Annotated in this window: 10 protein-coding genes; 6 read left to right on the top strand and 4 right to left on the bottom strand. The window is 37.9% G+C overall.

From position 1 onward, the window contains the following. Positions 1-65: 65 nt before the first annotated feature. Entirely contained in the window at positions 66-1,319 is a 1,254-nt protein-coding gene (locus tag ACFINM_RS02705) for a CCA tRNA nucleotidyltransferase (protein WP_375629431.1), read from the top strand. Between the two features lie 452 nt (positions 1,320-1,771). On the opposite strand, the gene ACFINM_RS02700 is transcribed toward ACFINM_RS02705, so the two are convergent. Next, on the bottom strand, positions 1,772-2,248 hold the full coding sequence (locus ACFINM_RS02700) for a tRNA (cytidine(34)-2'-O)-methyltransferase (RefSeq protein ID WP_375620690.1): 477 nt from the start codon (positions 2,246-2,248) through the stop codon (positions 1,772-1,774). Positions 2,249-2,974: 726 nt separating this feature from the next. Between ACFINM_RS02700 and petA the strand changes: the two genes are divergently transcribed. From petA to ACFINM_RS02680, 4 genes are all read left to right on the top strand, one after another. Further along, positions 2,975-3,523 (top strand): ubiquinol-cytochrome c reductase iron-sulfur subunit, encoded by a 549-nt coding sequence (gene petA, locus ACFINM_RS02695; protein ID WP_375620691.1) that lies wholly within the window; start codon positions 2,975-2,977, stop codon positions 3,521-3,523. A gap of 4 nt (positions 3,524-3,527) precedes the next feature. Beyond that, the gene (locus tag ACFINM_RS02690) at positions 3,528-4,784 is read left to right on the top strand and encodes a cytochrome bc complex cytochrome b subunit (protein ID WP_375620692.1); all 1,257 of its coding nucleotides are present in this window, start codon (positions 3,528-3,530) and stop codon (positions 4,782-4,784) included. Beyond that, positions 4,778-5,674: a cytochrome c1 gene (locus tag ACFINM_RS02685; RefSeq protein WP_375640234.1), complete on the top strand. Its 897-nt coding sequence runs from the start codon at positions 4,778-4,780 to the stop codon at positions 5,672-5,674. Before ACFINM_RS02690 ends, ACFINM_RS02685 begins: the two co-directional genes overlap by 7 nt. A gap of 110 nt (positions 5,675-5,784) precedes the next feature. Further along, positions 5,785-6,225 carry a PRC-barrel domain-containing protein gene (locus tag ACFINM_RS02680; RefSeq protein ID WP_375611176.1) on the top strand — a complete coding sequence of 147 codons (441 nt, stop codon included), beginning with the start codon at positions 5,785-5,787 and terminating at the stop codon, positions 6,223-6,225. Between the two features lie 158 nt (positions 6,226-6,383). Here ACFINM_RS02680 and ychF read toward each other — a convergent pair whose 3' ends face one another. Further along, positions 6,384-7,487 (bottom strand): redox-regulated ATPase YchF, encoded by a 1,104-nt coding sequence (gene ychF, locus ACFINM_RS02675; protein ID WP_375636229.1) that lies wholly within the window; start codon positions 7,485-7,487, stop codon positions 6,384-6,386. A 265-nt stretch (positions 7,488-7,752) separates the two neighbouring features. Between ychF and ACFINM_RS02670 the strand changes: the two genes are divergently transcribed. Beyond that, entirely contained in the window at positions 7,753-8,496 is a 744-nt protein-coding gene (locus ACFINM_RS02670) for a L,D-transpeptidase (RefSeq protein WP_375611178.1), read from the top strand. A gap of 221 nt (positions 8,497-8,717) precedes the next feature. Here the strand turns inward: ACFINM_RS02670 and pth are convergent, their stop codons facing one another. Both pth and ACFINM_RS02660 read right to left on the bottom strand, forming a co-directional pair. Beyond that, entirely contained in the window at positions 8,718-9,299 is a 582-nt protein-coding gene (pth, locus tag ACFINM_RS02665; protein ID WP_375640229.1) for an aminoacyl-tRNA hydrolase, read from the bottom strand. 76 nt (positions 9,300-9,375) lie between these two features. Beyond that, positions 9,376-10,005 (bottom strand): 50S ribosomal protein L25/general stress protein Ctc, encoded by a 630-nt coding sequence (locus ACFINM_RS02660; protein WP_375640224.1) that lies wholly within the window; start codon positions 10,003-10,005, stop codon positions 9,376-9,378. Positions 10,006-10,153 lie beyond the last annotated feature (148 nt).

The raw sequence follows: 10,153 nt of genomic DNA, 5'->3' as shown, positions 1-10,153 counted from the left end.
AAAAATTTGTTTTATGAAGAGAGTTTTTTAAAGCAATGAAGACAACTTTTTTGAAAGGTTAAAGGGTGAATATAAGACAGAACTTCAAACAGGTTGCGTGGTTACAACAAAGTGATATCCAAACACTTCTTCGTGTTTTGTCTGTGGAGGGGGAAGAGGCGCGTATTGTAGGGGGAGCAGTGCGCAATCAACTGCTAGGGCAGCCTATTAGTGATATTGATATTGCAACAACCTGTTTGCCGCAACAGGTTATTGCACGTGTAGAAGAAGCAGGATTTAAAGCTATTCCTACAGGGATTGCTTTTGGTACAATAACAGTAGTTGCTCATTCATGTTCTTATGAGGTTACAACGCTTCGCTGCGATATTGAAACAGATGGTCGTCATGCAAAAGTGGCATTTGGTCGTGATTGGAAAAAAGATGCTGAACGGCGAGATTTTACGATAAATGCGCTTTATTGTGATGCTGCTGGCAACCTTTATGATGATGTGGGAGGTTTGAGTGATATTGTTAGCCGAACAGTTCGTTTTATTGGGGTTGCAGAAGATCGTATTTGCGAAGATTATTTGCGTATTTTACGGTTTTTTCGCTTTTTTGCGTGGTATGGAGCAGGGCGACCTGATGTGCAAGGATTGAAGGCATGTGTTCGTTTAAAACATGGTTTAAAAAAACTTTCTTCTGAACGTATTTGGGCAGAAATGAAAAAGCTTCTTGCGGCGTTTGATCCAACGCGTGCTCTTTTATGGATGCGACAAAGCAGAATTTTGGCACTCATTTTTCCTGAAACAGAACGATGGGGCATTGATGCAATTCACGCATTGGTGAAGACAGAACAGGCTCTTGGTTGGAAAGTTGATCCATTGTTACGGCTAGAAAGCCTTCTTCCTCCTGATCCCATGCGTCTTCATGAAATGGCACAGCGCTTGCGTTTTTCTCTTAAGGAAACAACGCGATTAAAAGAATGGGCGGAGTTAGAAATAATAAACCAAAACTGTTCTGATCATTTTGTGCAAAAACTGATTTATTTTCATGGACGACAGCCAGTTTTAGATCAATTATCGTTGTCTGTCGCTGCATCACATCTTGATCATCTGGAAAAAAGTGATGCTTTGCAAAAAGCAGAGGGTTATGTCAAGCTTTATCAATTTGCCAAAAAATGGCAAATTCCAACTTTTCCCATTAATGGTAACGATTTAATAAAGAAAGGTTTTACGAAAGGTGTACTTTTAGGAAAAAAGCTTAAAGAGCTAGAAATGATATGGATTGAAAGCGGATTTTTAATGGATCGTCATGCACTATTAGAAAAAATTGATTTATAATATTTCTGTTTATAAACTCACTGTTGTTTATATTTTTTAAGTCAACATATTAATTTATAATAATCATTATTCATGTAAAATAAGAGTTCACAATATTGTAAGGTTATTTCAAACCTGTTCATATTACATCAATCAAAGTTATTGCCTTACACGTCACAAGTGAGGCAAAATGATTACAGAGAGGAAAAATGTCTCTTATGAATCATCTCAAAGATAAGGATTCTCGAAAATGAGAACGAATAAAGAGAATAGTGGTAGCGGTTTGCACCTTGTATGACCATAAAGAGGGGGATGTTCACTGGATTTTTACTATGAGGTGATATGAAATGGATGTGATGGGCACTAAGAAATGTTTATTTTAACAGCACTTAATGGTTGGAAAATGATAGGCATTATACGCTCTAACTGTTCTTTATATGTTGTATTATTGTTTTTCGTGATAATTTATGTTTTTATAGATTACAGTTTTTTTCATGATAACCAATTTGGCGTAATGCTTCTCCTGTTGTTATGGCTACGCTCATGGCGAGATTTAGAGAGCGTGCCTGTGGTTGCATGGGAATTTTCAATGTGTAATCGGCCGCTTCATGAACATAATTGGGAACGCCAGCTGTTTCACGACCAAAAAGTAAAACATCATTTCTTTGATAGCATATCTGCGTATAGCATGTTTTTGCTTTTGTACTTAAAAGCAATAGGCGGCGGTTAAAGTGTTTCATGGAGCTTATAAAATGTTGCCAATCAATGTGTCGTTCTAAGGAAGCATATTCGAGATAATCCAATCCTGCGCGTTTGAGATTACGATCCGACAGATTAAAGCCTGCAGGTTCAATAATGTGCACATGTAAACCAAAGCAAGCGCTAAGACGTAAAATCGTTCCAGTATTACCAGCAATATCAGGTTGGAAAAGAGCTATATGAAGTGTCATGTTCTCTGTAATATGATTTTTCTTTCGACTTTGTAAAGAAGCACCACAATTTATTCGAAAAATATGCTTTGAGAAATACATGTTTTTTATGGTTCATTTTTATTCCCTTTAAATTTCAGGGAAAAAGTTATGTATACAGGTCTGTTTGGGATCAGAGAGAAGCTCCCTATTAGGGACTTCCTTTTATTGAGCAATCCATGAAATGAATTGGCTCATTATGTTGAAAAGTGGGATATTTAATGAGGTTAGATCATCAATTTTAATTAAAATCAACAAAATATGCTTTTTATGCAAAAACAGAAGCGAAAAAAATACTCATGCAACCAGTTGGAATTGAGGGAGGGAGAGATGCTGTAAATGTGTTAAAGAAATAACCGATAAGCTCAACTTGTTTACTGAGATATGGTCATAACAAGACTATGTTTCTTTCTTTAGAAGTGTTTATTTACATGCTATCTCTGATTTTCACGGGCGGGGGAGTAATTTTGATTGATTAATATGAATAGGTTTGAAATGAAAAAACCTTACGGTGTTTAGGGATTTCATTCACTCTGTAAAACGATGAATTATCATTATAAAACAGTTTTTTGTATAAACCATACAAATGGCAGGAGTTTTTTACGGGGATGTTTTTATGGTTGAGGTAACGGAGTGATCAAGCATTGTACAATGGGAGAGGGTATGGTAAAAGAATATTTTAGCAAAGTGTCTCTTTAAGTTAAGTCCATGGGTGAGCAAACGAGGCGGGATTTTCTGTTTTTGGTAACAGCTGTTGCAGGAGCAGTTGGAATGGGAGCGGTTGTGTGGCCTTTTATCCGTCAGTTGCGTCCAGATGAAGCTGTTTTGGCATCTTCCTCTGTTGAGGTTGATCTTTCTGGTATTGAAGAGGGGATGTCAGTAACGGTAAAGTGGCGAGGACAGCCTGTTGTTATTCGAAATCGTACGGCAAAAGAAATTGCTGATGCGCGCGCTACTGAATTGAGACTTCTAAAAGATCGTCAAGCGCGCAATCCTAATCTTGAAGGTGAAAAGGAAGCAACAGATTTTGCGCGTTCAGCAGGTAAAGGACGTGAAAATTGGCTTATTGTTATTAATCTTTGTACGCATCTAGGCTGTGTAACACTTGGGCAATCGGGTAAATTTGGAGGATGGTTGTGCCCCTGTCATGGGTCTGTTTATGATACTGCTGGAAGAGTGCGGTCAGGTCCAGCTAACTATAATTTGACTATTCCACCTTACCAATTTCTTTCTGATACTTTGCTCAAAATAGGATAAAGTCATGATAAGGTTTCCTCCTTATTGTCCTAAAAGTGCTCTTGCCCGTTGGTTTGATAAGCGTTTTCCTCTTCCTCGTTTTTTTTATAATGCATTTGTGATTTTTCCTGTTCCGCGTAATCTTAATTACTTTTACACATTTGGCGGTATTTTAACCATTATGCTTTTATCACAGCTCTTGACTGGTATTGTCTTGGCTATGCATTATGTTCCGGATATTCATTTGGCTTTTGAAACTAGTGAACGATTTCGGCGTGAAGGGCAGTTTGGTTGGCTTTTTCGTCCATGGCATTGTGTAGGCTCTTCGTTTTTTTTTATTGCTGTTTATATCCATTTAGCACGTGGACTTTATTATGGTTCTTATAAAAATATGCGAGAAATGGTATGGGTTACAGGTATTTTTATTTATATCATCATGATGGCAATAGCATTTTTGGGTTATGTGCTTGTTTGGGGGATGATGTCTATTTCAGCGGCTTCAGTGATTGCAGGGCTTTTAAAAACGATACCTTTGGTGGGGACATGGTTGCATGAGACACTTCTGGGTGGTTATGTCGTAGGACAACCAACGTTGAATCGTTTTTATGTTTTCCATTATGTTTTATCATTTGTTTTGCTTCTTTTTGTGGGGCTGCATATTTGGGCAATTCATTGTGTTGGGCAAGGCAATCCAACAGGTCTTGCTATACAATCAGATAAGGAAACGGTTCCATTTTCGCCTTATGCGCTTATCAAAGATATTCTTGCTATTACTGTTTTTCTCATCTTCTTTGCCTGGTTTTTGTTTTATATGCCCGATTATATGGGGCAGGCTGAAAATTATAGTGTAGCAGATCCTTTAAAGGCACCTCTTCGTGTGGTTCCAGAATGGTATTTTTTGCCTTTTTATGCGATGCTTCGTGCTATAACTTTTGATATCGGTATTTTCTCTTCAAACTTTGTTGGCTTTGTTTTATTCGTCAGTTCGATTTGCGTTTTAATTTTTGTGCCATGGTTAGACCGCTCTAAAATATGTTCAGCAAGATATCGACCTATTTATAAAATTTTCTTTTGGGCGTTGGTTATTGATGTCGTTTTTCTTGGTTGGTTGGGGTCAAGAGAAATAAGTGACAAAATTCTTTTATGGACACAATTGGCTACGGTTTATTATTTTATATTTTTTTTGGTTATTTTGCCGATTTTGCCAGCGTTTGAAAAAAATTGTTCTCTTCCTTCTTCAATTATGCAAGATTTAAAACAGAAAAAAAAGAGACTATGGTAAATGTTTTTGTTGGGTTGGTTGTTATTGTTGCTATGAGTTTTTCTGCTCAGAGTTTAGCGAGTGATGCCTCTGATCAGGAAGAGGGATTTATTTCCTTTCCTTTACAGGTTCCTAAAAAACAAGAATGGAGTTTTTCAGGTCCATTTGGGCTTTATGATAAGGCGCAATTGAGGCGTGGATTAAAGGTTTATAAACAAGTTTGTTCCAGCTGCCATGGGCTAAAATATGTGGCTTTTCGTAATTTAAAAGATCTTGGGTATGATCAAGAACAGATAAAAGCTTTGGCGGGGCAATATGAAGTGTGCGATGGTCCTAATCGAGAAGGAAAATTTTTTAAACGTGCTGGGGTTGCAACGGATTATTTTCCTTCTCCCTTTTCACATGAAGAAGAAGCAAGATTTATTTTGAATAGTGCTTATCCTCCAGATTTGACATTGATGGCACGTGCACGTGGGGTATCTTTGCCGTTTCCTGCTTTAATTACTGATGCATTGACTCATTATGATACAGCTGGTCCAGATTATATTACAGCTCTTTTAACAGGATATCAGAAGGCACCGAAGGAGATAAAAATTTTGAATGGTTATTGGTATAATCCTTATTTTATTGCCGGTAATTCTTTAACTATGGCTCCTCCTTTGAGTGATGGTATGGTTACTTATGAAGATGGAACCCCAGAAATCATTGAACATTATGCGCGCGATGTTTCTGCTTTTTTGATGTGGGCTGCCGATCCTCATATGGAAATTCGTAAAAAAACCGGTTTTCGTGTTATTTTATTTTTAATCATTTTTGCAGGGTTTGTTTATATTTTAAAAAATCGTATTTGGTGTCGTTTAGAAGAAGAATTAGAGAAAGAAATAAAAGACGAAATAAAGAGAAAAGGGTAAAGTGATAAGGCTCAAAAGAGTATAGAGTATAAAGAGCATAAGGAACAAATCTTTTTATGATGCATTGAGGTTTTATAAAGTAAAAGCAAAGTAAAAATGGAGATGTTAAAATGAAAAAAATTGCATGTACTACTCTTATGTCAATTTTGATGGTTTCTAGTACTTATGCTCAGTCTTTTGAAGTGCCTTCAAAACCTGAAATGATCTCTTCGACGGGTATTGTACAGGTGGGGATAGATAAGTCTGTGCGTTATGTGACACCTTTAGCAACGGATTTTGTTGCTTCCAGTCTTATAGGCGCCAATGTATATAATATAGAAGATGAAAATATTGGTGAAGTAAAAGATATTATTTTACGTGAAAATAATATTGCAGGATTTGTTATTGCTGTTGGTGGTTTTCTTGGCATAGGCGAGAGTTATGTGGTCGTTTCTCCAGAAACAATCCAGATGACAAATGATTATGGTAAATGGAAACTTATTACAAATGCGACAAAAGATTCTTTAAAGAACGCTCCAACATTTAAATACGAAGGGCGTTGGACACGCTAATTTTATATTTCTATTCTTTAATGGACCAAGCTGTTGCTATCACAATCATATGCTAGCAACAGTTTTTTTGTTCTAAAACTCTTGAGAATTTTTGCGACAAGATTCCAAGGAGCTATTACCAAAGTTTTCAAGATAAACTATTAAGACAGAGTGAAGATTTAAGTATTATGTTTAAATAACATGATATCGCCATCTTGCACAATGTATTCCTTTCCTTCATCGCGGGCTTTTCCTGCTTCCTTTGCACCGCTTTCTCCACCCAGAGCAATATAGTCATTATAGCTGATGGTTTGGGCACGAATGAAACCGCGCTCAAAATCTGAATGAATAACACCAGCTGCTTGGGGAGCTTTTGTACCACGCGTAATTGTCCATGCTCGTGTTTCCTTAGGCCCACAGGTGAAGTAAGTAATGAGATCAAGTAAATGGTAACCAGCGCGAATGAGGCGATTGAGACTCGGTTCAAAGAGTCCTAGCGCATTGAGATATTCTGATGCTTCAGCATCACTCAGTTGTGTAATTTCCGCTTCGATAGAAGCAGAAATGATAATGCTTTGCGCATTTTGCTCTGTTGCCATTTTTTCAACTGTTTGGGTAAAGCTATTTCCACGAGCGGCGTCATTTTCGCTTACATTACAAACATAAAGTACAGGCTTGGAGGTTAAAAGATTCAAACTCTTAAGAATGTGGTGTTCATCGGAAGAAATATCTTTGAGTAATAACCGGACAGGGTTTCCCTGTTGCAGTATGTTTAATGCTTTTTCCATAATAGGTAAAATTGTGAGAGCTTCTTTGTCTTTTCCGGTTGCTCGTTTACGGATTTGTATGATTCGTCTCTCAAGACTTTCAAGATCCGCAAGCATGAGTTCGGTTTCAACCGTTGTCGCATCACAAAAAGGATCAATACGTCCCTCTACATGGGTAATATCTTCATTTTGAAAACAGCGTAAAACGTGGACAATGGCATCGACTTCGCGAATATTGGCTAAAAACTTGTTTCCTAAACCTTCGCCTTTTGAAGCTCCTCGCACAAGCCCCGCAATATCGACGAAGTTAATGCGTGTAGGAATCATTTCTTTTGAACCAGCGATTGATGCAATTTTTTCCATTCGTAAATCTGGAACAGCAACTTCTCCGGTATTGGGTTCAATGGTACAAAAAGGATAATTGGCAGCCTGTGCAGTGGCTGTTTTTGTTAATGCATTAAAAAGAGTTGATTTCCCGACATTAGGTAATCCGACAATACCGCATTTAAAGCCCATGAGAGTCTTTCTTTTCTATTAATTTTATGGTCAAGATAAAGCTTCCTTTTTATAGCATATTTTCAGAAGAGTTATAGTCCTGGTCTTGCGATAAGTGAGAAAAAAGTCTAAAGCAATAGGTATCTACTTTTTTACCTTAGTTCTTCTTACCTTATTGTTCTCCTTAGTTACAAGGATAAGAAAACTTCGAATTAATGTTAATATTGTGCTAAGTTTTTCATGGTATGCAAATCTGCATAAATAATTAATCGGAGAAAATAGAAGAGTGTTATCTCGTTGTGCCTTTTTAATTGCAGCACTTTTGGCTTTGGCTGGATGTGCTACACGTCAGTCAGATATGTCATCGGTACCTTTTCAACAAGTTCGATACATTCCACCAGAAATACAGGCTTTGTATGGTCCTGTAACGAATGAGACCTATTCGTTACCTGCTGTTGATCTTGCGACAATTGATCCAAAATATTGGCGACAAGAGGTGATTTATTATACATCTTATGCGCCTGGAACATTGGTTATAGATACGCAAGAGTGTTTTCTTTACCTTATTGGTGAAAATGGAAAAGCTTTGCGTTATGGGATTGGTGTCGGTAAAGAAGGCCTAGCATTTGAAGGTGAGGGGGTTATACAGCGCAAGCGTCGGTGGCCAAATTGGGCTCCTACTGCAGCTATGATGGCTCGAGAACCAGAACGTTATGGTCATCTTGGGAAAGGAATGCCACCAGGGCCCGATAATCCATTAGGTGCGCGGGCACTTTATTTGTTCAAAAATGGGAAAGATACACTTTTCCGTATTCATGGCTCACACGAATCGTGGTCAATTGGGCGTGCTATTTCAAGTGGGTGTATCCGTTTGCTTAATCAAGATATTATCGATCTTTATGATCGTGTTCCTATTGGTTCGCGTGTTGTGGTATTGCAAAACAATAGGAGTATTCCTACAGTTTATAGTCAACAATCAAATGGTTACGATCCGCTACAGTCGACCATTCAGCCAAATGATTTTTTTTAATTTAGGGGAGAAGATTGGAGAGAGCTGTGTTTGCTGTTCAATCTTCTCTTTCTCTCAAAAGAGAATATAAGCCTTTCTTTTTCAAAGGTGTATACAAGCTTGTATTCTGTTCTATTTTCTAGCTTCTCACGTTGCCAACAGATTTTGCCTTTGAGAAAGTTTATAAGAGGATTTTTTTAAGAGTTCTTATTCATATTCTTCACGCGACAGGGGCACGCAAGCTAATGGTTCTGATTGTGTTTTATCGTTTGTAAAACTTCATTCATAAAGAGGGATTTATCATCTTTTATAAGGAGAGCGATATTTTTTGCGATTGTCTCTAAGAGAGGGGATAACCATTCTTGATCAGATTTGGTAAAATTTCCCAGGACATGCTGATGAACAAGTTCTTTGCTTCCAGGATGACCAATTCCTATGCGTATACGACAATAGTCAGTACCACAATGGGCATCAATAGACTTAATGCCATTATGCCCATTATTTCCTCCACCAATTTTTATACGAACTTTCCCCGGTGACAGGTCTAGCTCATCATAAATGATGATCAAATTCTTTAAATCTAATTTATAAAATCGCAAAGCTTCACCGATAGCTTGACCAGAAAGATTCATGAAAGTTTGTGGTTTTATAAGAGAAATTTTCTCATTATTTATGAAACCATTGGAGATTTCTGCTTGAAACTTCTTTGACCATGGAGAAAAAGAGAAGGACTGATAAATGGCATCAACAGCCATAAAACCGATATTATGGCGGTTATTTTGATATTGTAAACCAGGATTGCCAAGACCAGCAATAAGCCACATGTGTATCTTCAGTCAAAGTATGAGTAAGGGTAGTGTCTCATAAATTAAGGCGGAAAAAATTCCCGCCTTTTGAGTTTTATGAAGTTTCCGTGTCTTCTTCATCATTTTCTTGTTCAGAAGTTTTATCGCTGACATCCATGCCAGCAGGAGCTGCAATGGTTGCAATGGTAAAGTCTCGATCTTGGATGATGGGAGTCACATCTTTTGGCAGTTGCACTGCTGAAATGTGAATAGAATCACCAATAGAGTAGCTGGAGAGATCAATTTCAATAGCTTCAGGAATAGCACTTGCTGGAGCTGTACATTCAATTTCGTGCCGAACAATATTGAGGACACCACCCTTTTTAAGTCCAGGTGCCGTATCTTCATTGAGGAAGTGGACAGGAATATTCACTTCTACAACGGATTTTGCTGAAATGCGCAAAAAGTCTACATGGAGGGGAAAGTCACGCACGGGATCTAATTGATAATCTTTTGGCAAAACCATAATTTTTTGCTTGTCAAGAATAATCGTTGCAATGGTGGTGCGAAAGCCACCAGCGTGAATTTTGTAGAAAATTTCTTTATAGGGAACTGTTATTGCCAAAGGAGGTTGTTTTTCACCATAAATGACAGCAGGAATAAGACCGTTGCGGCGAAGTTCACGGGAGGACCCCTTACCAACCCGCTCGCGTTTTTCGGCCTTAAGAGTGTAGCTTTTGCTCATAATTTAAGTCCTTTTTACATGATTGGAGATCCTTCAAAAACAGTAATAGTTTTTGCATGGATATGAAGATATGCGCTAACCAACAGCGATCACTCCATTCTGCGTTGCCTCCAAGGGTGTCTACGCAGAAGTTTGTTCTATAGTTCAA

Source organism: Bartonella sp. AA168HLJHH, from assembly GCF_042197365.1.
Classification (GTDB): Bacteria; Pseudomonadota; Alphaproteobacteria; order Rhizobiales; family Rhizobiaceae; genus Bartonella.
Note: the sequence above shows the minus strand (reverse complement) of the source record. Positions and strands in the feature narration are given on the sequence as shown.